This window comes from Reichenbachiella ulvae, assembly GCF_025833875.1.
In the GTDB taxonomy this organism is placed as follows: Bacteria; Bacteroidota; Bacteroidia; order Cytophagales; family Cyclobacteriaceae; genus Reichenbachiella; species Reichenbachiella ulvae.
Genome location: NZ_JAOYOD010000001.1, coordinates 2,532,978 through 2,556,239 on the forward strand (window position 1 = coordinate 2,532,978; position 23,262 = coordinate 2,556,239).

At 41.8% G+C, this 23,262-nt stretch carries 12 protein-coding genes; 2 read left to right on the top strand and 10 right to left on the bottom strand.

What is annotated here, in order from left to right; genetic code table 11:
- From N7U62_RS10075 to N7U62_RS10085, 3 genes are read right to left on the bottom strand one after another with little or no spacing between them, the layout of a single operon-like run.
- Positions 1-1,158 (bottom strand): glycan-binding surface protein, encoded by a 1,158-nt coding sequence (locus N7U62_RS10075; protein WP_264137839.1) that lies wholly within the window; start codon positions 1,156-1,158, stop codon positions 1-3.
- Positions 1,159-1,211: 53 nt separating this feature from the next.
- Positions 1,212-2,927 carry a RagB/SusD family nutrient uptake outer membrane protein gene (locus N7U62_RS10080; RefSeq protein WP_264137840.1) on the bottom strand — a complete coding sequence of 572 codons (1,716 nt, stop codon included), beginning with the start codon at positions 2,925-2,927 and terminating at the stop codon, positions 1,212-1,214.
- A 20-nt stretch (positions 2,928-2,947) separates the two neighbouring features.
- Positions 2,948-6,181, bottom strand: a complete 3,234-nt coding sequence (locus N7U62_RS10085; RefSeq protein ID WP_264137841.1) for a SusC/RagA family TonB-linked outer membrane protein — start codon at positions 6,179-6,181, stop codon at positions 2,948-2,950.
- Between the two features lie 339 nt (positions 6,182-6,520).
- Between N7U62_RS10085 and N7U62_RS10090 the strand changes: the two genes are divergently transcribed.
- Complete coding sequence (locus N7U62_RS10090; protein WP_264137842.1) at positions 6,521-9,316, top strand: DUF8487 domain-containing protein; 2,796 nt, start codon at positions 6,521-6,523, stop codon at positions 9,314-9,316.
- 98 nt (positions 9,317-9,414) lie between these two features.
- Here N7U62_RS10090 and N7U62_RS10095 read toward each other — a convergent pair whose 3' ends face one another.
- Together N7U62_RS10095 and N7U62_RS10100 are read right to left on the bottom strand one after the other, a co-directional pair.
- On the bottom strand, positions 9,415-11,109 hold the full coding sequence (locus N7U62_RS10095; RefSeq protein ID WP_264137843.1) for a sodium:solute symporter family protein: 1,695 nt from the start codon (positions 11,107-11,109) through the stop codon (positions 9,415-9,417).
- Positions 11,110-11,113: 4 nt separating this feature from the next.
- Positions 11,114-11,374: a DUF4212 domain-containing protein gene (locus N7U62_RS10100; RefSeq protein WP_264137844.1), complete on the bottom strand. Its 261-nt coding sequence runs from the start codon at positions 11,372-11,374 to the stop codon at positions 11,114-11,116.
- Between the two features lie 181 nt (positions 11,375-11,555).
- On the opposite strand from N7U62_RS10100, the gene N7U62_RS10105 reads away from it, so the two are divergent.
- Positions 11,556-13,487 (top strand): S9 family peptidase, encoded by a 1,932-nt coding sequence (locus N7U62_RS10105; protein WP_264137845.1) that lies wholly within the window; start codon positions 11,556-11,558, stop codon positions 13,485-13,487.
- A 60-nt stretch (positions 13,488-13,547) separates the two neighbouring features.
- Here the strand turns inward: N7U62_RS10105 and N7U62_RS10110 are convergent, their stop codons facing one another.
- The 5 genes from N7U62_RS10110 to N7U62_RS10130 form a co-directional block, all read right to left on the bottom strand.
- Entirely contained in the window at positions 13,548-16,406 is a 2,859-nt protein-coding gene (locus N7U62_RS10110) for a M16 family metallopeptidase (protein ID WP_264137846.1), read from the bottom strand.
- Positions 16,407-16,565: 159 nt separating this feature from the next.
- On the bottom strand, positions 16,566-17,663 hold the full coding sequence (locus N7U62_RS10115) for an AEC family transporter (protein WP_264137847.1): 1,098 nt from the start codon (positions 17,661-17,663) through the stop codon (positions 16,566-16,568).
- Between the two features lie 65 nt (positions 17,664-17,728).
- A complete protein-coding gene (locus N7U62_RS10120) occupies positions 17,729-18,913 on the bottom strand; it encodes a pyridoxal phosphate-dependent aminotransferase (protein ID WP_318840671.1) in 1,185 nt (394 codons plus the stop codon).
- Positions 18,914-19,283: 370 nt separating this feature from the next.
- Positions 19,284-21,812, bottom strand: coding sequence for a glycoside hydrolase 5 family protein (locus N7U62_RS10125; RefSeq protein WP_264137848.1), 2,529 nt, complete (start codon positions 21,810-21,812; stop codon positions 19,284-19,286).
- Between the two features lie 68 nt (positions 21,813-21,880).
- Entirely contained in the window at positions 21,881-23,083 is a 1,203-nt protein-coding gene (locus N7U62_RS10130; RefSeq protein ID WP_264137849.1) for a glycoside hydrolase family 53 protein, read from the bottom strand.
- Positions 23,084-23,262 lie beyond the last annotated feature (179 nt).

Below are 23,262 nucleotides of genomic sequence, written 5' to 3' on the forward strand. Positions count from 1 at the left end.
TTAGTTTGGAACTACTCGAAAGTTGTCCATTCCTATGTTGTAAATGGCAGGACTTCCTCCATGAAAATAAATGTACATGCCATATCCACCTGAGTTATAGGAGAAATTGTCATTTGACTCATACACATCCTTCCAAGGAATACTAATGGTTTGCCATTCTCCTCCAGTATCTACATTTGATTCCCAAGGATAGAAGAAGTCATTCCTGGCAGCACCAAAAGCACCTCCATCAGCATTTCCCAGATATAATCTCATCACAGCACCTTCAAACGTTTCTTGTGTGTTTATTTCGAACTTCAGAACATAATTAGAAGGATTATCCAATGCATCCACTGGGATGTTTCTGGTTTCCAAATTAGTGTCGCTTTCTTGCGGACCACCGTAGATCTCCATATAAGGGTATGGACCTTGTGCCCCTCTGTTAATTCGGATAAAGTCGCCAGAAATATTTGGTATATCTCCATCAGTCGAAACTACAAAATCAGTTCCTCTCCACATACCATTAAATGAACCATCAAAACTTGCAATGATATTCCTGTCATCTTTAAAAATGACATCTGAAGTAGAAGACCCAAAATTAGAAGTTATCGTCACAGGTCCGACTTGTGCTCCAGCAGGAACCCTGACCTGTAATTCAGTGTCCTCTACTGACACTATCTCGGCTTCAAATCCTCCTTCAAAAGTAACCATCAAAGGCTCATAGAAATAATCACCATACAATACAGCAATTTCACCTTCATTCACGTATTCACTCTTGAACCTTTCGACATATGGCTCTCCTATATCCACAGTAAAGTCATATTGAAGAGAATCTCCATTGGAAAACACCAGCGTCATCAAATTATTTATGTTCGATGGAATCCTACTTGGAACGCGAGTAATTACTGAAGAATTTGTGATAAAAGAAGGGTTCAAAGTTGCCTCACGGTCATTGAACCAGAGTTCACGAACATTACCCAGGTTATCTCCTTTAATGACCACCATTTGGCCTTGGCCGGCAGCAACCACCAATGAATCTGCTGATTCTGGATTGGTAACCCTAATGTAACTTACGCTTGGTGCTCCTCCTGTTTCCTCCTCGGTACAGCCAGATAGCACAGCACTCCCAATGGCTATAGCCATAAGAAGGTTTAATGTATATCTTAATTTTAATTTCATAAGATTAATATTTTAAATAATCAATTAAGTTGTTAGTAAACAACTCGAGTTTATCATTCACTTCCACCCTCAAATTCGTAAGGAATAGGATCCAATCCCAGACTTGGCGCCTGACTAGCTTCAGAAGCAGGTATGGGTAAAAGAAAATTCCCTGAATTAGCAGAGGGGTAGCTGAACTCTGACCATGAAGTTTGTTCAAATGTCCATGCAGTTGGATCAGGCCACTGATTTGGTTTCACTACAAATAAGCCACGATATTGATTATTAATGATATTATATGCTTCATTTGGGTTGTAATAATGCAAACGCACCAAATCATACCATGCCATACTCTCCATAGCAAACTCCTTAATTCTCTCTTCAAAAATCATTTGCCAGGTAAGCTCTGCTGTTGGATTAGTTTGAGGGGGGAATTCGCCCAAACCTGCTCTTTTATGAACTGCATTGAAATATTCCAATGCTTTAGCATCAGCGGTGGAAGCATTATTTCCTAATGCAGCCTCTGCATAAATCAAATACATCTCTGCAAGTCGCATCATGTAAGTATTATTCGGGTAGCGCTGACGATCCGCATTACCGTCTGCTTTTCCTACTACATATTTTTTAATACTAGCATAACTAAAGTCTACATCTCCCGGATCTTCAAAAACCAAATCTTGTTCAGTTGACACTCCGTTTTCATCGGTCACGGTCTGTACAATTTCAGGATAAGTAAACCCTGGCAACATAAAAGTAGCCTTTAACCTTTCGTCGTTGGAAAAGCCCGGAGTAGCTCCATTATCTCTAATCAAGCCGTCATACAAACTTAACATCCACCAAGAGGCACTTAAGTCTCCTCCCCATCCATCTCCGTTGGCAGCAATCGAATTACTATAAGTAATTTGTGAAACCATCGTGTTTGATGCATCATACCCATTTGGTGCTAATGAAAAAACCCACTGTAATTCGAATAAGGATTCATTATTATTATCATACGGATATAGGAACAAATCCTCATATTTTGACATTAGCGATTTTCCACTCATGGTAATGACACTATCTGCATAAGCCATTGCATCATCTAGATGTGATTGATCCCTGTTACCTGGAGTCGCACCCAAGCCAGCCAATGTCAAATGAGTTCTAGCTAACATACCCAATGCAGACCATTTGGTCAATCTACCAGGTGCTAAGGATTCAACTGAAAGATGAGCTGCTGCAAATTCAAAATCCTTCTGTATAAACTCCCAAACACTTTCAACTGTATTTCTTCTCAGTTGAGGATTATCCAAATGATCCAAATTATTCTCAATAATTGGCACAGCACCATAATTCATTACCAGATGCATATAAGCTACCGCTCTCATGAATCGAGCTTCTGCTATAGCATGCTGCTTAACATTCTCAGAAACCTCGGCTCCAGCAAAAGCATTGATGTTGTTAATAGCCAAATTGGATTGGCCTATTGTAACAAAGAAAGACCTATATGCTTGTTCGTTAGAGGCCGATACCGGTGTAATATTAAAGGTGACGGCATCTCTATTGCCCCAAGCTCGATATACACTTCCCCCACGAATATCACCTAACTGAAAGTTAGACTGATCTACATAAGTTTTCCAAGCTGCATTATATAAGACAGCAGTACCTGCAAGTACCTGCTCATCTGAATTGTAAAAGTTAGCATCTACCAAAGTATCCTTTGGTGGTCTATCCAAAAAGTCTTCGGTACATCCTACTGATAACCCTAATAGGGACAGCAGAATGATGAATATTATATTATTATTTTTCATTTTGTTCGTTTTTTGAGTGATTAAAAATCAATTCCAACGCTAAATGAGTAAACTGGAGTAAGTGGGTAACGACCATAGTCTACTCCCACAAATCCTCCTGCTACTTGTGCATTAGGACCTACATAAGAACCAACTTCTGGATCATAGCCACTATAATTGGTGAATGTGTATACATTTTGTGCACTTGCAGTAATAGTTACCCCTCTCACCACATTTTGTCTATCTAAAATGGAACTTGGCAAACGATAACTTAATGAAACATTCTTCACTCTGAGGTAAGACCCATCTTCTACGTACTTATCCGTCAATCGATCATAATTTCCATTATTGGTTGCAGTCGACATTCTCGAAACAGTCGTACCTGGATTTTCCAAGTATGGATTACCAGTTTCATCTGTTCCAACTTTTGCATAATCAAATGCCTCTAAAAACATGTTTCTACCTAGATTGATGTTATTTGGGTTTGCGTTTTCATATCTCATGTAATTATAGATTTCATTTCCATAACTACCCTGAAGTAGAATACTTAACTCAAACCCTTTATATGAAAATGTATTCGTAATACCACCGTAAAGTTTAGGCCATGGATTACCAATGAATGTCATATCCTTTTCATCAATGATTCCATCGCCAGAATCCAATATCCCATCTCCATCAGTATCTTCAGTGATTTGATCCTTATATTTCACATCACCTACCCAAATACTATTTTCACCAACTGGATACTCATTCCCTTCGTTATCAACGGGCAAAGCGCTATCTTCTATTTCCTCAATAGACTCAAAAATCCCTTCCTCTTCAAACCCAAAGAACTGCCAAGGAGCCATACCAACAACAGAGCGCTGTGCAAAATTGTTTAAGAACCAGCTTTCACCTTCTCTTGTAATGTGTTCAGCACCTGAAGCCAAGCTTGTAATTTCAGTTTTAAACTGGGACACATTGATATTAGTTGTCCATTTGAATGAGCCGTTATCTACATTAATTGTATTTAGGGAAGCTCCCCAACCTTTGTTGCCTAGAGAACCAATATTCACTGTTGGGGCAGTTACGGCCGCATTACCGTCAGTCCCCATATACCACGGAAGTTCTGTTTGAAGAATTAAATTATCAGTGCTCTTGATGTAGTAATCTGCATCAATTTGAATTCGACTGTCAAATAAACCTAAAGTAATACCATAGTTATCAGTTTGGGTTTGTTCCCATTGGTAATCCGGATTAGGGTAATTGGCAGGATAAAAAGCAGTACCTAAGTCAGTAGGCAAGGCTTGAGACATCCTTGCATAAATTGGACCACTTCCTCCCTGATTACCAGTTAAACCTATTTCGTACCTAAATCTCAAATCACTTATGAATCCAACATTGAAAAAGTTCTCTTCAGACAACCTCCATGCAGCAGAAACTGAAGGGAAATACCCCCATTTATTTTCCTTAGCAAAGTTGGATGACCCATCTGCTCTAAAAGCAGCAGTTATAATATACCTATCTCCAAAATTGTAATTCAAACGTCCTAAATAGGACTCCATTGCCCAATCACCTTGACCACCACCATTAGAAGCCGTTTCTGGGTCACCCGCATTCAAATCTAGTACCTCGTTAGTAGAGAATCCTTTTCTCTGAGCAAACAAGCGCTCCCATTGAGACTCCTGCGCCTCGTGCGTTACCATTACATCCAATCTATGATTTCCAAACTCCTTGATATATTGAAGGGTTTGATTCCAATTCCAATAAGAACTAAAATTCTGAGTCTTGTCCAGTTGTGCTTCATTGTTCTCTTGATAACCGAACTTATATGTAGGCAAGTAGTAGGTTGAACTAGAAAATCCAATATCGGTATTAAAACTTGTTCTAAACTCGAGCCCATCCACAATTTTAAACCCTGCGTTCAACCCTCCTAACAGACGTCTTTGCATCCGCTCATTCGTTATGATTTCTGCTAACCCGATAGGGTTAGGTGGGGCAAATTGTTCTGCACTGCTGTTCTGAATGTTGCCTCCTCCATAGGTGCCATCAATATTTTTTACAGGGATATAAGGAGCCAATCTAATAGCGTCCGTAATCAACTGAGATTGAGTTGAAGAAATTTCCTCATCTGTTTGAGAAATATTAATATTTGCCCCTACCTTGAACCATTCTCTAGGCTTGTTGTCAATATTCAAACGAAGCGAATTTCTCTTAAATCCAGAACCTAATGCTACACCTTCTTGATCAAAATGCTCTCCAGATAAGTAATAAGTTGTTTTTTCACCTCCACCACTTAAACTTAATTGATGTTTTTGCATGGCTGCAGCTTTGAACAACTCATGTTGCCAATCTGTACCATCCCCTAGCAATGTTGGGTCCAAAAAATCCTCTCTTACGTCACCACCAACAATATTTTTATACTCGTTCTCCATTTGAGCATATTGTCTCATATCCAACACTTCCAATTTTTGCGGGGCTGTTTGAAGACTATAGGTATAACCATACGAAATCTTTACTTCACCAACTTTCCCTCTTTTGGTTGTGATCATAACCACACCATTCGTACCTCTCGATCCGTAGATAGCAATAGCCGATGGCCCTTGAAGGATCTCTATGCTCGCCACATCCGAAGGGTTTAAAGAAGAAAGTGGATTGGTTCCTGCTGCACTATTATCAACTGTCACTTGAACTCCATCAATCACGTAAAGTGGCTCGTTGCTACCGCCAATCGTATTGAGACCTCGGATATTTACAGAAATACCTCCACCTGGTGCACCAGTATTTTGAGTTACATAAACTCCTGCAGATCTACCTGCAATCGCCTGATCGATGGTAGTATTGATTGTTTTACCAATATCTTCTGAGGAAATTGAAGTTTGAGCAGAAGTAAGATCGGCTTTTCTCATTTCACCATAACCTACTACTACGACTTCTTCCAGCTCTTCAGCATTGATGTCCATACTCACATCAATAGTGGATCTTCCCGAAATAGAAATTTCCTTGCTTTTATACCCCAAGAAAGAATATACTAATACTGCGTCCTCATCTACTTTGATTGAATAGTTACCACTGATATCGGTAACCGTACCTTTGGTTGTACCTTTTTGTACAACAGTCACACCAGGCAAATCATCGCCGGTGTCTCCAGCAGTTACTTTACCAGTAACTGTCACCTCCTGCGCAAGTGCGGGATAGGACCCCACCAATGCCATGCAGAAAATAATCAACACGAATGCGGGCTTTTTCATGCCACTAACCACCCATGCTTTACGTCGTTCGTAAACGTCTTTCATAAACATGCTTTTTTTAGTAAAAAAAATAGTAATTCTAATGTCTAGATGATCATAGACCATCTATTCATCGAAGGCCTGCTTCAATGACCAACGATACTTCAATATTAGAAATAAGCAACTTTTAGTAGGGTGGAGATATGTGTATTTTTAGATTAATAAATGTAACAGCGCAACCGATTGAAAAGCGCAACAAATTGCGTGCATTTTGTCTATGATGGCTGTGCAAAATCCCTCTCACACAAATGTTGCACATTATATTACATTTGATGCACTGCAAGAACAAAAACACCTCTAGAATTAAATATAGAGGTATTTTACTACTAATTAATAGAGGCGATTATGCTAAAAAGACTCAGATTCCTGCCCTCATTTGCCATTTTATTGTTATTTATCTCTTGTTCAGAGGACAATTCTGATCTGCGAAACCGTATAAACCTTCGAGGTTCATGGCAATTTGCTCTGGATACCGCCAAAATCGGAATAAAAGAAGGTTGGTATAGGCAAAATCTAACAGATAGTATTCAGCTCCCGGGTACAACTGACTCCAATCAAAAAGGCCTATTAAACACTGACACTACCACCAAGCATCTCAACAGAATCTATAAATATGAAGAGGCAGCCTGGTACCAGAAAAAGCTAGTGATTCCTGAATCCTTTCGTGATCAAAGCATTCATATACATTTTGAAAGAAGCAAATGTTCGGAAGTCTGGATTGATGATTTAAAGATTGGCGAATCCAAACTTCTTCAATCCCCACAAGTATTTGAAGCAACCCAATACCTGACACCTGGAGAACACACTTTAACTGTGAAAGTCGATAATAGTCTAAAACTGACGCCCTATGGTCATGTTCACATTTATTCTGACGATACCCAAACCAATTGGAATGGACTACTTGGCGACCTATATATAGAGGCGAAATCCAAAACGTACATTTCCAATCTTCAGGTCTATCCTGATGTCGACCAGAAAGAGATAGACATTCTGATGGCGGTCAATCGATCAAAAGCTAGTGAAAAACTAAAGGTAGAATTGCAGATTAAACAATATTCTAAGGATGAAACAATAGTGCTTCCATCAAGGACATATGATCTTACTTCAGGCACTTCAGATTCTGTGCTATTGAGCTATGATTTCGAAGAGGTGGCACTTTGGGATGAATATGAGCAACCGATCTACGAACTAACTGCCATACTGACTTCAATGGAATCTCAAGACAGCTACAGCGTACCTTTTGGGATGCGAAAGTTCGAAGCTAAAGGCACACAATTTAAAATCAATGATAGAACAACCTTCCTAAGAGGTAAACATGAAGCAGGTGTCTTTCCACTGACAGGACATGTCCCAATGGACGTAGAAAGCTGGGTAAGAGTCTATGAAATCGCCAAAAGCTACGGCATCAACCATTATCGGTTCCACTCCTACTGCCCTCCTGAAGCAGCCTTTACGGCCGCAGATCAAGTCGGGATTTATATACAAGCTGAGTTGCCATTCTGGGGTGGGCTTGAGTCTGATACAGTCGCTTTGGCCTTACGTGAAGAAGGCTATGCAATGCTTAAAGCCTATGCCAATCACCCTTCGTTTGTCTTGTTTTCTCACGGTAACGAAATATGGTCAGGTCATGATCGAACGGAAGAAAACATCGCGGCACTGAAAGCCTATGATGATCGTCCTCTATATACCTTCGGGTCCAACAACAGTATCGGTTATCAGCCCCCGTCTAGGAGCTCAGAGTTTTTTGTGGCCGCTCGGAACCCAATCCACGGAGACAGTATTTTAGGTCACACCCGACTGACTCATGCATTTGCCGATGCTGAGGAAGGCGCTACATTAAACACGCAAACTCCAAATACCACCGTCAACTTTGATTTTGCTATTTCCAATGTAAAAGTCCCTTTGGTAAGTCATGAAATCGGTCAATATCAGGTCTATCCAGACTACAGAGAAATCGATAAATACACTGGTGTTTTAAAAGCCTGGAATTTGGAGGTATTTAAAGACAGTTTAGAAAAAGCTGGAATGTTGGACCTAGACAGCATTTTTCAAAAGGCCTCAGGTGCATGGTCTGCCCTTTGCTACAAAGCAGAAATGGAGACCGCTCTCAGAACTAAGGATATGGCTGGCTTCCAATTGCTGGATCTACAGGACTTCCCGGGACAAGGCACCGCTCTTGTGGGTATTCTGGATGCCTTTATGGATGACAAGGGAGTAGTCTCCAAAGAAGAATGGCTGCAATCCTGCAACGATGTAGTTATTCTCGGAGAATTCTCAAAATTCGTTTGGACCAATGAGGAAACCTTAGAAGCTACAATTAAAATAGCCAATTATTCCAATCATGATATTTCTTCACCATTCAATTGGAAATTGACTTCTGCCGACGAACAAGTAATAGATCAAGGTTCGATCGAATCCGAAGCGTTCATGGGGCAACTAAATGAGGCAGGTGAAATAAATATAGATTTAGCATCTATCCAGAGTGCGAAGCAACTAACACTCCATTTGGAGATCCCTCATTCTAATTACAGCAATCAATACCCTATTTGGGTTTACCCAGTTAACGAGATCACTGGCAGTGAAGCCATTATCATTGCTAAAAAACTCAACAATGAAGTTTGGAATGAATTGGATGCTGGTGGCCAAGTTCTCCTCTTCCCAATGACAGAAGACATTGTAGATAAAAGTGTAGCGGGGCATTTCCCTCCTGAATTTTGGAATTACGGGATGTTCAAAGGAATCAGCGAATGGGCAAAGAAACCCATATCTCCAGGCACTTTAGGTCTATTGATGGACCCTGAGCACCCGATTTTCAACAGTTTTCCGACCGATTTTCACACTAAATGGCAGTGGTTCTCAATAATAAAGGCTAGTCGGTCGCTTTATCTGAATAAAACAGCCATTGACTACCGCCCCATTGTACAAGTAATCGACAATCTGGAAAGAAACTATAAGATGGGAATGATATTCGAATTCAAAGTAGGTAAGGGGAAATTATTGGTATGCACGGCTGACCTCTTTAAAATTCAGGACAAGCCTGAAGCGCGACAATTGTTCAATTCCATTCTCTCTTACATGGAATCAGAGGTATTTAACCCCAGCTATGAGATCAACAGCAATCAATTAAAAGAGCTGCTGTAACACAGATTAATCAATAAAGCAATAAGGGTCATAAAGCTAGCTTCATGACCCTTATTGTGAAAGCTGAAAGTGATACTTTTAACATTCCACATTCAAACTCAATGCGACTGTGCCTCTCCTGAACCTCTCGGATATCGAATGTCCTCTACCATATCTTGCACTTCCTGAGGAGGAGCCGGATAGAATCTGGCAATACTGAATGAAACGATAAGGTTCACCACCATAGCCACAGAACCAAAGCCTTCAGGTGAAATTCCAAACCACCAATCTTCTTGTGTTCCGCCTCCTAGATACCCTAGTTTGTATTTAACCATATAGAAAAGCATCAATAAGATACCCACTACCATACCTGCAACAGCACCTTCCTTATTCATGCGCTTGTCAAATATCCCCAGAACAATCACAGGAAAAAAGGATGCCGCAGCTAGTCCAAAAGCCAGGGCAACTGTCGCAGCAACAAAACCCGGGGGATTAATCCCAAAATAGCCTGCTACCAGGACAGCCACAGCAGCACCGATTCGCGCCCACATCAACTCTTCCTTATCTGAAATATCCGGTTTGATTTGCTTCTTGATGAGATCATGAGAAACGCTGGTTGAAATAACCAATAGCAATCCAGCAGCGGTAGAAAGTGCTGCAGCTAAGCCTCCGGCAGCTACTAATGCAATCACCCAGTTGGGTAATCTAGCTATTTCAGGATTGGCCAGAACCATGATGTCTCGATCGATGGTCAATTCATTGACTGCTGGATCTGCAACGTACTGAATCAAACCGTCATTGTTTTTGTCTTCGAACTGAATCAATTCTGTTTCCTCCCAATTGGTAAACCACTCAGGAACTGAAGAATAAGGCTGCTCCGAAACAGTTGTAATCAGATTCGTGCGAGCAAAGGCGGCAATAGCTGGAGCTGTAGTGTACAAAATTGCGATAAACAATAAGGCCCAACCCGCAGATATCCTGGCATCTTTCACTTTAGGGACAGTGAAGAAACGTACAATCACGTGTGGCAGACCCGCGGTCCCCATCATCAGAGCCAGCGTGATCGCGCCCACATCCCATCGGGATTTCGATCCTGTAGTATATTCATGAAACCCCAATTCCTCATGCAGGTTATCCAACTTATCCAAAAGGTAAACTCCAGAACCATCGTTTAGTTTTCCTCCAAAACCTAGCTGTGGCAACCACTCACCGGTCAATTGTATGGATATAAAAATTGCCGGAACCATAAAGGCAAATATCAATATACAATATTGGGCTACCTGCGTATACGTGATGCCTTTCATACCGCCAAGAACAGCATAAAAGAACACCAGTCCCATACCTATAAAGACGCCAGTATTGATAGGCACTTCAAGAAAGCGCGCAAACACAACGCCTACTCCACGCATCTGCCCAGCGACGTAGGTAAATGAAACGATAATGGCACAAATCACAGCCACCGTTCTGGCGATATCCGAATAGTACCGATCGCCAATGAAATCAGGAACAGTGAACTTACCAAACTTGCGGAGATACGGAGCGAGCAACAAGGCCAATAGCACATAGCCTCCAGTCCAACCCATGAGGTAAACACCTCCATCATATCCCATGAAGGAAATCAATCCAGCCATGGAGATGAAAGATGCGGCTGACATCCAGTCTGCTGCAGTAGCTAAGCCATTAGTAAGTGGGTGAACACCACCACCCGCTACATAAAATTCTTTGGTTGATCCGGCTCGCGACCAAATCGCAATACCGATGTATAAGGCAAAAGATAGCCCTACAATAATAAATGTCCAGGTTTGAATATCCATAGCTTTAGTTTTCGTCCAGATCTGAAGTTTTATCCAATCGGTTCATCAACCACACATAGGTGAAGATGAGGACCACAAACACATAAATGGAGCCTTGCTGCGCAAACCAAAATCCCAATTTGAATCCACCAAATTTGATCTGATTGAGCTCGTCCACCCATATGATACCAAAACCAAAGGATACGATAAACCAAATGGCCAGAAGAATGGCCAAATACCGAAGGTTTTGCCTCCAGTATTGCTTGTGTTGTTCTTTCATAGTCATGCTTTTTTTGAACCTTACAATCATGTTCAACCGACAAGATAAGAATTAATCACAATCGATTGCAAGTAGAATAGAGGCTAATTTGCCTCCCATGCCCTCATGGAAGAAGCAATCCGTAGAATTAGAAATAGTGATAATAATTTTATAAATTGATTGTCAACAACTTAAAACAAATTCTATCATGAAACCCCACCTTAACCTAGCCCTTATATTAGGGCTACTGATCCTACTTGGATGCGAAAAACCAAAACCCGAATCACAAAGACCTCCTGAAATTCCAATGGAGGAATTCTTTAAAAATCCTGAATCGTACCGCTTTCGGTTGTCCCCGGATGGTACTTCACTTTCTTTTCTCACAACCTACAACAAGCGTCTCAATATTCATGTAAAGGATCTGGCAACCGGAGACACCATTCGAGTTACTTCAGATACAGCTCGTGACATCAGAATGTATGCCTGGGCTAACAATAATCAACTCATCTATTTTCAAGATACCGGAGGCGATGAAAATTTCCAGCTTTTTGCTGCGGACAAGACGGGTGACAATGTTACCGCTTTGACCAATTTCGAAGGGGTGAGAACTCAGCTCATTGACGACCTACCGGACTTACCCCAAGAAATAATCATTGAAATGAACAAAGAAAACCCTCAGGTTTTTGATCCCTATAGAATTAACATTGTGACTGGCGAACTCACAAAACTAGCTGCAAACCCTGGCGATATTACGGAATGGTTCACGGATCACGAAGGTAAGCTCAGGCTCGCAATCAAGACAGATGGAGTCAACCAAACCTTTCTTTATAGACCTACAGAAGAGGATGAATTCGAAGAGATCATGTCCATTACCTTCAAAGACACATTTGCTCCGATGTTCTTTACCTTCGACAACAAAAACCTATATGCTCTATCCAATCTGGGCCGGAACACAACAGCTGTAGTAGAATTTGATCTTGAAACCAAGACAGAAAAAGCACTCCTATATGAAAATCCCGACTATGATGTCACCGATCTATCGTATTCCAGAAAACGAAAAGTATTGTCAAATGCAATGTTCGAAGCAGACAGGGTCGGTTACTATTTTTTCGATGATCAAACCAAAAAAATGTACGAAGCGATCAATAATGGAATTGAGGGAGATCTGGACATCTACGTTTTGGCCTCCACCAAAGCGGAAGATAAATTCATGTTTGTCACTGAATCCGATCGAACAGGAACGATCTATTATACTTATGACATGGCTGATGAGCAGATAGAGCTAGTTGCTAACACCAGGCCCTGGATCAACCCTGAAAATATGGCATCAGTCAAACCTATCCAATACCAATCTAGGGACGGTTTGACAATCAATGGATACCTAACCCTTCCAACAGGCATAGAGCCTAAGAACCTACCAGTGGTGGTTCATCCACATGGAGGCCCGTGGGCCAGAGACAGCTGGGGATACAATCCAGAACTTCAATTCCTCGCCAATCGTGGCTATGCAGTCCTACAAATGAACTTTAGGGGTTCTACAGGTTACGGCAAGGAGTTCTGGATGAAGTCATTCAAACAATGGGGTAGAACCATGCAAAATGACATCACAGATGGTACAAAATACTTAATCGATCAGGGAATCGCTGATCCCGAACGAATAGCTATATACGGTGGTAGTTATGGAGGATATGCTACACTGGCTGGCGTGACTCTTACGCCCGATCTGTACGCTGCAGGTATCGATTATGTGGGCGTATCTAATATGTTCACCTTTATGAATACCATCCCACCCTATTGGGAACCTTTCCGCGATATGTTTTACGAAATGGTAGGTGATCCCACAGATGCACAAGATAGTGTGATGTTGAGAGAGGTTTCTCCCGTGTTTTTGGCAGACAGTATCAAAGTGCCCATGCTAATTGCACAGGGAGCAAAGGATCCTAGAGTCAACATTGCTGAGTCTGATCAGATTGTCGAAGCACTCAAAGACAACATGGTAGAAGTAGACTACATCGTCAAAGAAAATGAAGGGCACGGTTTCAGTAATGAAGAAAACCGATTCGAATTTTATCAGGCCATGGAAACCTTTTTGGACAAACACATTGGAGAAAAGATGGAAATAGACAAATCCGAAATGTAAGTTTAATTGGTACCGTCTCAATTGAATCTACTTTAGAGCATTTGAGACGGTACCTTTAACTTACTTATTCATATCAATTTTGTTGTCCTCGATAATGGCTCCTTTTTCGTCCACATCTATTACTTCATATCCCAGGGCTTCTAAATTGGAACGATGACTGGCTGCATCTCCTACCACCAGGATATAGAACGAATCATCTTTCAAGTGCTTCTTGGCCAACTTATCAATTTCCTTCTTGGTAATTTTCTCTACGATTTCATTTTGCTCATCTACAAAACTCTTGTCCAGATCATAGTGATTGATGCGTCGTAAGAATCGTGCTTTTTGACTTGGTGTCTCATAGCTTCTGGCATCTCTCTGGCCGATTGCCTTTTTCATAAAATTCAACTCAGCCTCTGTAATCCCACCTTCTTTGAAACCTGAAATTTCTTTCATCATTTCAAAAACAGCACTATCCGTAGCATCCGCCTTCACTCCTGCCTGAGCGCGATATGGTCCAGGCTCATCTGAGCTATCAAAATAGGACCAGGCGCCATAGGTCCACCCTTTGTCTTCTCTCAGGTTCAAATTGATACGGCTATTGAAAGCGCCTCCTAAAGTGTAGTTCATCAGATACGCTCTGTAATATTCGCCTGTCGCATCATAAGTCATATCCGTCACATATCCCACTCTGATTTCAGATTGGGGCGCATCCTTTTTGTCTACTAAATATATCTTAGTTTTATCAGTGTCTGGTGCCTTTGGCAATTCCGGCATCCTCACCATTTTGGACTCCCATGATTTAAGGAAAGACAAACTTGAATTAACTTCTTTTTGAGTCACATCACCGACAACAACCAATTCCGATATAGATGGCGAGTAATAACTGTTGTAGAAGTTTTTGACGTCTTCTAAGGTAATACTGCTCACCGTTTCTTCTATTCCACTTGCAGGGACAGAAAATATATGCTCATCTCCATATAGTAAGCGGCCAAATACCTGATCGGCAATCGCCCCAGGATCTTTTCTGGATGCCTTGATATTTTCCAATTGCTGATTCTTCACTCTGTCAAAATCTGATTCAGTGAAAGCGGGTCGCTTCAATATTTCCTCTGCCAACTCCAGCGTTCTTGGCAAATGCTTGGTCAAAGTACTGATGCTCATGGTAGTCGCTTCATCGCCGCAAGAAACATTGACAGAAGAGCCAATCATCCTCAATTCTTCTTGAATCTGCTCTGAACTATAATTCTCTGTTGACTCATTCATCATACTTGCTGTCAACTGAGCCAATCCTGATTTAGTAGGCGCGAAAGCATCCATCTTGTGACCGCCATTGATCGTCAATTGGAAAGTTACCGTTGGAATCTCATTGGACTCAGTAGCTATTACCTCGATCCCGTTATCCAATTTTTCTTTCCAAAAATCAGGTACCTTAATCGAAGGATTTGGTCCTAATGGAGGACGCTTGCTTCTGTCAAACTTATCCCCTTCTGGACGCGTATAGCTAAGACCAGAATAATCTGTAGTCGGGAATGGATTATCCCCTTCCATTGGTATTTCGTAATTATCAGGTTTTGCAGTAGGTGTGTTTTCATCCGGCACCACGCTCAAAATAACAGATGGCTGGTCCTTGATGTATTTGTTAAACACACGCATGACATCCTCTTTGGTCAGGCTCAGATAACGATCCAAATCATATTTGATGCCGTTTGGATCATTTCTGAAAGTTTCGTAGTTGGCCAATTGACCTACCTTACCACTTACACTTGCCAAACCATTGACCATATCCGCTTCACGATTGGCCTTGAATTTTTGGATATCTGCATCTGTCACACCATTTTCAGCAAACTCTTCAAGAATGGTTCTCATTTCAGCCTCGAACCCTGCCAGTGTCTGACCAGGAAATGGTAATACAAACATGGTAAATTCACCTCCTAATTCGCTACATGGATGAAATACTGAAGCCTGAATCGCCTTCTGTGTCATCACAAACTTCTTATAGAAATAGGAACTTCTTCCGGTCCCCAAAATCTCTGACAAACAATCCAATGCTGCCTCATCTGGATGAAAAATCGGAACCGTAGGATAGGTAAACATCAAGGCAGGGAAGCGAATATTAGTATCTACATAAGACACGTATCGATCTCCCTCTAGTTCTGGGCGATCCAGTTTCATAGGCTCTACTTCTGGTCCTCTGGGGATTACACCAAAGTATTTCTCCACCATGGCAATGACTTGCTCTGAATCTACATCACCACCTACGGTTAAAGTAGCATTGTTTGGACCATACCATCTCATGAAGAATTTCTTCAGATCATCTACATTCACACGATCCAAATCTTCTAGTCGACCAATCGTCAACCATGAGTAAGGGTGGCCATAGGGGTACAATGCACCCGCATTGACTTCTCTCCATCGACCATACGGACGGTTATCGTAGTTTTGTCCCTTTTCATTCTTTACGGTCGCACGTTGTACTTCGAATTTCTTTTGTGTCACTGCATCAAGGAAAAAACCCATACGGTCAGCTTCAAGCCACAGCATGGTTTCCAGTTGATTACTTGGCACAGTTTCGAAATAATTAGTTCTGTCTCGGTTGGTCGTCCCGTTTAGGGTACCTCCTGATTCTGTTACGATAGAAAAATGCTCCTCATCGGCCACATTTTCAGACCCCTGAAACATCATATGCTCAAAAAAGTGTGCAAAACCTGACTTATTGATTTCCTCTCTCGCAGATCCTACATGGTAGGTCACATCTACGTGTACCAATGGATCGGAATGATCCTCATGAATGATCAATGTCAAGCCATTGTCTAGTTCATATTTGGCATATGGAATGACCAGCTCATCACCAGTCTTTTCTACCTTCTCAATTAATTTAGTCTGTGCAAACGCGGCGGTAGTAACCAGCATCGACAGCACAAAGATTAGTTTTTTCATAATGGATAATTTGTGGTTGAATCAAACTACATATTTGACCTTAATGGTAATTTGTTTATTTCAACCGAATAAAAAAAGGGACTTACGGTCTAAGGTACGATTGTAAATATCAGTGGAGATATTTTTATATGTGTGGCAATATGAATTTATCAAGCTCTGCTACCACAATCCTTTAGAGGCGAGCTTTACCTTGATTTTGGCAAATCCTTTGAAAACAAAAAGAAGAGCAGAAAAGAATAGAACAACTACACCCAGACCAAAAAGATAGAATGGGCTAACAAAAACTTGATCAAATGTAAAAACGGCCAAAACAATCAGTGTCGAAAAAGGTAGTGAACATGCCAAAACAGAAAGTGCCAAATTGATATCAAAGGTCTTCTTGCTTTCCTCTTCCTGATGACTATCCAATGCGGTCATATGCGCAAATGGCCAAAAGCTAACCGCACTCTGTGGAAAGACGATAACTAGAAGCATCATGGGCAAGGATAGTTGTGGCATGAAATAAATCACTGCTGCAGAGAGACAAAATGTAATCCCAGATCGCCAACCTAGTAAGGACAAGATGAGTGGCAATTCCTTCCACTTGATCTTTACTGCCAATCCTATAAATAACAATATCAAAGGCATCATCAAAGAACTCAATCTTAGGATTGTATTTTCCAAAAACACTGGAAATGAACTTAAAGTCACTCCCAAACTCAGGAGCACGATCGCCAGAACAATGACCAAGTTGATCGGTTCATTGAGCATCGTCAAGACCAACTTTTTGAATTGCCCCCTCTTACTATTTGACTCCTTAGACGCATTCATTTTAGTATACCAGTGCAAAGCCAATGCGTAAAGGAAAATCAACACAAAAAACTTATTGCCCACATCGGCCAGGGCAGCCAAAGCCAGCACATCATCTCCGGCAAACTCTGCTATAAAAGGGAAGCAAGACAAACCGGGGGCTAAGGAAGGTAAAAGCATCAGCAAGGTTCGATGAGTGGGACTGTGCTGCGGAAGCCCCATGATAGGCAGCAGGAAATGCGCCATCACTAGCATGATGAGGTTAAATCCCAATGCTATCACAGGCAACAGCAACAGATCAAATGTTAGCTCTATCTTCAGCAGTGCAACAAATATGGTAGCAGGTAATGCCACACTCAAAATCAGGATCTTGATACCTTTTACATTCTCCCCTACCTTCTTTTGCAACAGAAGCCCTATGATGATCAATGACAACAAAGCCATCGTCTTCTGAATCACTAAATCCATCTACTCGAATTGAAAATTAAGAATTGATCAAATAGGCCCCGAAATACATCGGGGCTTTCCTTCTCTTAGGCTGTAACCTTTTTGAATGCACCTACGAATTGCTTCATTTCGTCCATGGTACCCATACTGACTCTGCACCATTTTTGACCCATGAATTCGAAAGCTCGCACCAGAACTCCCTCGGCCTGCATGGCACTGAGATACTCTTGTCCATCCATTTCGATAGGAAAAATCACGAAGCTGGTATAGGATGGCACATATTTGATCCCCATCTTCTTCAATTCACCACAGACATATTCCCGGGTTTCAGTATTTAAATCTTTGGATTTTTTGATAAAGGCTGAATCGTCAAGTGCTGCGGTAGCAGCATATACGGATGGGTAAGAGATGCCCATTCCTCCTCGTGTAATTTTAGACAATCTGGCCATGGTCTCAGTCAGTCCTACGCCATATCCTACACGTAGCCCAGCCATTCCATAGATTTTAGAAAAGGTCCTTGCGACTATTACATTTTTACCTCTTGCAACCAGATCAACCATGCTTTTCTTCTCGGGTTCGTCCAGAAAATCCAGGTAAGCTTCATCCACAAATACCGGCACTCTATCAGAAACTCGTGAACAAAAATCTCTCAACTCATCAAAATCGGTTAAGCTACCAGTAGGGTTGTTTGGGTTGCAGATATAAACCAGCTTAGTATCCGCATCGATGGCCTTTTCCATGGCCTTCAGATCATGCGACCAGTCTTTTTTCAGCGGGACACCTTTCCATGTCGCTCCGATGGCTTCTGCCACCTTCATCATCGACATATAAGAGGGATCCGCCGATACGATGTTGCCCCCTTCCAGAAAGAATACCATGCCCACCTTCTCCAAAATATCAGAAGAGCCGGGGCCCATTAAGATATTTTCGGCTGTCACTCCCTCCTTTGCAGCTATCTTATCGATCAAAGCAAACAATTCTGACCAGGCATATCGATTACCAGAAGCAGCCGCTTTGGTAAAGGCTTCCAGTCCCATCGGTGAGGGGCCATATGGGTTTTCATTGGCCATCAACCTGGCCAATGCCAGATTACGATCTATCTTTATTTGTGGAACAAATTCCTTGAAAAATGGGCTATATTGAAAATCACCATTGGCATCAGGTGATATCGAAACACGCGGGGTTTCACTGTAGGACAAATGAGGAGCTATAGCCATTCCTCCTATTGTCATCAAACTAGTCTTTAGCCAATCTCTTCTATTCGCTTTCATGATTATTTGGGTATAATAAGTTTAAAATCCAGACTGAACACGAATAGAAAAAACTGATCAGAGGCCTTTCGAACCTCATTTAACAAAAGCTATCCTCTATCTATGTTCAATAAAATGTATTTGTTCCATAGCACGACTTTCAAAATCATATTTTGCAATTCATGAAATTAGCCATCTAATCATCAAATAACAAGGTGATTTTTACAAATTATATAAACGGTCGCCAAATGGTTTGAATATTAAAACACTGCTACGGATCATACGCAAACCTCAATCATGATAAAAAAAATGGATGTTAGGCTAAAACAAAATCGCCCCATTGATAGGATCAATGGGGCGATAGTTCTTTGACAAAATGTTTATTCTCGTATCATTCTAAGCGTATACTTTCAATACTATAGTGACAGCCATCTTGACCAGAAACAGCCACCTGAATCGCCTCTATCTGACTCATGTCCAATTGATTTGCCACATCTTCTCCCGGGGTGAAATAGTATGGCAAGAATCCAGGATATGGTCTTGGTAAAGTGACCATTTTCGTAGGCTTCAAATCCTTAAGTAGGATGCTGTACTCTCCCCTTTGTTGCCCCAGTTCCAGTAAAGCACCGAAGATACTTCCGTCCTTCGCAATCAGTGACAGTTCTATAACCTGAGGCTTTTCATTGAGCGCTTTACCTAATACGACTAATTTTTCGTAATTAGAGAGCGAACGTCCTGTTGCATTCGACCCAAAATATTTTCTCCATGCATAGTGAGGCCTATCATTAGCCTCATCTACCGGTATATCTTTCATTAGTACATCCAAGGCACTCTGATTGGGAGCAGGAAGGGGTCGCAACGTCACTCCTGGATTCCATGTCATATTGATCAGATCGAAATCTCGCGCCGCATCAAAAAGATAAAAAGGCGTACCAGTTGGAAATACTTTCGTCTCGTACATATCGAAATCATGGAAGTCCCAATCTGAAGGTTTCGACTCAATGCCGGCAGGATAAGTAAAGTTCGCAGTCTTAGTTTTTACAAGTAAGAAATATCTTAAAGCCCCGATCGGCAATTTTTCGGCAGGTATCACTAATTCAAATTGATTTTGTGAACCAGGTTTTAACTGGTAGGTCACTGGCCGATAACCTGTGTATGCTAACATCTCCACTTTCTCAATTGGGCTGTCACTGATGACGGTGGCTTTTACTGTTAGTGGCTTACCTTTATCCAACTCAGAAGTAAGTGTGTGCACGAGTTCTACTCCTTTGACAGTAGTAACAGGCGCTTCAAACTCTCCAATCTTGATATTCTTAAATACATCCTCTGACGACCATTCGTGCTTCTTCCCTTTTTTGGTGAGCAGATAAGTGCCCGGACTTATTTCGAAAGATGCTGCATTGGATTTAGTAGCAATTGAATTCCCTTTGTTTACTCCCTTGATGGAAAAGTCATTTCCTAAATCAGGCAATTGAACTGACATTTTCCAGCTATTCCATACGATATCGGCCACCTTCTTGTCCAAACTGTTTTTGCCAAAGATGTTTTTAGTCCAAACCGCATCGGGCATCACTTCCAGCCTCCAAACTCCCTTTTCTATCTGATCCAGAAAATAAGCACCTCCACCTTCGTATCGCACAACAGCAGAATTACCAAATCCTGCTATCTCTTTCAGTTTCTTGGGGTTTGGCACCTGGCTTTTGGTATTGTTGGTATAGATGAATTTCTCATCCGTGATCAGCTCTGCCAGATCCTCTTCATAACTGATTCTAAAACCATCGAAAGTCATGTTATCCGGAAAGGTACCAAAGTCAGAATACAACGGGATACGATGAAAAACCTCCGAACAAATCCGTAAACTCAGAGCCTTTTGTGGAGCATAGGCCAGATTCATATAATGCGTATCGTACTCTGTATTGGCATAGGCCAGATAGGTCGGGTCATAGGAAAAGTGAGTAGCCCATTGAATCCCGGCAGTTCTGAAACTTCGCGCCATGGCAGGATAAATATAAGATCGCCCTACATCCGCAGCATCAAACTCATATACCACTTTGGCTCCTTGCTTGAATCCTTCCAGATCCTTGAAAGGAATTTCATACCGGTCCACATTAGGCAACATGTTGCCACCCAGTTCCTCTCGAGAACCTAAATTGGTCGGATACCACTGAAAAGTCCCCCCATCGATACCCGAGGCATAATAATCCTCGGCATGATTGATATGGTGGCTGACATTATATAGTATCGGCTTTTTGCACCCTGTACGCATCATCGACTGTACCATCTTTGACACATAGGCTTGTACCTCTTCGGAGGATCCCAGATGCTTAGGCTCGTTGCTAACCTCAAAGGCTACCACAGACGGATCGTCCTTGTAGGCCAGCCCTGTATAGGCATTGACATGATTCAAAAACTGAAACAGATAATTGGCCTGCGCCTTGATGGCATCTGGATCAGTTAGACAACCGGCCTTTCCATATTTATGAGAAAAACCGGGCGTCTCCTCGTCCCTTTCAGGCCAGCCATTGCCCCAAAAGGCGATAGGAGTGATCAAAAGTTTCATATCTCTTTCCTCCAGTTTCATCACCAGATAATCGAAGAGTTCCAAATGTTCATTGACAAGCAGGTTGCCCAACGTGTCGCTGATTTCGGTATCCCAGACATGTACTCTATAGGCATCTAGGCCCAGACGAGCAAAATGATACACATCCTGATCAATCGCCTCTTTAGGATCTATCCCCAACTTCTGGGCAGAGCGATAGGCATGGGCAAAAGGAACTGTATAATTGACTCCAAAACCATGCAGCTCTTCACCATTGGGCCAGCGCATGATCCCTTTTTCATCTACATACACATCCCCAGTCTGAGCCCATAAGGAAAAAGAAGACAGGAGAAAGGTCAGTACTAATAGTAGTCTACTCATTTTAATTTATTGCTATAATTATCCATTGAATCATGGTTCAAGAATGGTCAGCCAGTTTCTGCAGAAAATCATTCTAAACCCTGATACTCGACGCTCATATACTCAAATGCCTGATTAGCATTTCCATCAAAATCAAAGAAGGCATTGTTTTCCCATGAGGAACCCGTACCCCATTGATCCTTCATGTCCGAAGATATCCAGGCAGGTTCCCAATAGATTATCCCCATTCCTCCTCCATTAATTACACTTTGGGTCATCGCTTTCAACAAAGCCAACTGTCCATCTGGCGTGTATGGGTAGCCCGCTATCGGATCATTACCTCCAAAAAGATTGTTGTAATTGTCATTGCCGTCTGTCGTCCATGGGTAAGCCGTCTCCAGAATCATGACCTCCTTACCGAAATCTTCTTTGAAGCCTCTAACGGTCGCTTCCAACTGCTCCATAGAGATAGTAGTATGCCAAAGCGGGTAGTAGGAAAAGCCAATAATATCATAACCTGAAATACCCACATTACTAAACCACCAGTCTATATTCTTAGGATCTGCCACATGTAATATCACCTTTGTATCCACCTCCGAATTGGCTTCCACATCGTTGACTGCTGATATCCCTCTATTCAGTACCGTCCTCATATTGGACCAGTCACCATTGCAAACATTACAATCAGGAAACGCCTCAGGTGCCTCAGAATACATCATGCCGCAGTTGGTTTCATTACCCAATTGTACAAACTCCGGCATCAAACCCTTCTCATTGAGTTGATTGAGCACCTTGTATGTATAGTTGTAAACAGAATCTCCCAGTACAGCGATCTCTGTGATCTCTTGCCAGGCTGCAGGTATGAATTGCTTGGCAGGATCAGCCCAGTCGTCAGAGTAATGAAAATCTAAAAGCACCTCCATACCCTGAGCTTTGGCCGCAGCGATCGCACGTTCCACGTCAGCCACATCGTTGTAAGTGGCTGTCGCCTCTTCTCCATATATTTCTTTTGTCCAGACTGGATTGTGCCAAAGCCTAAGCCTCACCAGATTGGTTCCCTTATCTGCAAAAATCTGGTAGGGATCCTGAGTCACCCCTTCTACCTGAAAAGTGCCCCCCTGATCTAGAATCTGATTGACATAAGAAAGATCCGCCCCGAAATAAAACTTATCAAGTAAGGTTGGTTCTTCAACCTTCTCCTCCTCTTTAGGCTGAGTTCCTTCGTCCTCTGAACAGCTGGCTTGAAAGGACATCATAGCCAGCAAGAAGAAAACATTAAAGTAATTTTTCATAATATGCTTATAATAAAATAGGGAGTGAACAATTGTTACATCCACTCCCTATTAATTTCACCAAAGGCTACAACTCCGTATCCTCGGTTTTAAATAAAATATTGTATCAATCGATGATGCCTAAGACCTAAAGTCCTCCATATGGCCTCCATCAAAAAGACCTTTTAGAGAACTTGAGG

Excerpts from the sequence above, each read along its gene's own strand:
- N7U62_RS10075 (WP_264137839.1), bottom strand. The coding sequence starts at position 1,158 with ATGAAATTAAAATTAAGATATACATTAAACCTTCTTATGGCTATAGCC.
- N7U62_RS10080 (WP_264137840.1), bottom strand. The coding sequence starts at position 2,927 with ATGAAAAATAATAATATAATATTCATCATTCTGCTGTCCCTATTAGGG.
- N7U62_RS10085 (WP_264137841.1), bottom strand. The coding sequence starts at position 6,181 with ATGAAAGACGTTTACGAACGACGTAAAGCATGGGTGGTTAGTGGCATG.
- N7U62_RS10090 (WP_264137842.1), top strand. The coding sequence starts at position 6,521 with ATGCTAAAAAGACTCAGATTCCTGCCCTCATTTGCCATTTTATTGTTA.
- N7U62_RS10095 (WP_264137843.1), bottom strand. The coding sequence starts at position 11,109 with ATGGATATTCAAACCTGGACATTTATTATTGTAGGGCTATCTTTTGCC.
- N7U62_RS10100 (WP_264137844.1), bottom strand. The coding sequence starts at position 11,374 with ATGACTATGAAAGAACAACACAAGCAATACTGGAGGCAAAACCTTCGG.
- N7U62_RS10105 (WP_264137845.1), top strand. The coding sequence starts at position 11,556 with ATGAAACCCCACCTTAACCTAGCCCTTATATTAGGGCTACTGATCCTA.
- N7U62_RS10110 (WP_264137846.1), bottom strand. The coding sequence starts at position 16,406 with ATGAAAAAACTAATCTTTGTGCTGTCGATGCTGGTTACTACCGCCGCG.
- N7U62_RS10115 (WP_264137847.1), bottom strand. The coding sequence starts at position 17,663 with ATGGATTTAGTGATTCAGAAGACGATGGCTTTGTTGTCATTGATCATC.
- N7U62_RS10120 (WP_318840671.1), bottom strand. The coding sequence starts at position 18,913 with ATGAAAGCGAATAGAAGAGATTGGCTAAAGACTAGTTTGATGACAATA.
- N7U62_RS10125 (WP_264137848.1), bottom strand. The coding sequence starts at position 21,812 with ATGAGTAGACTACTATTAGTACTGACCTTTCTCCTGTCTTCTTTTTCC.
- N7U62_RS10130 (WP_264137849.1), bottom strand. The coding sequence starts at position 23,083 with ATGAAAAATTACTTTAATGTTTTCTTCTTGCTGGCTATGATGTCCTTT.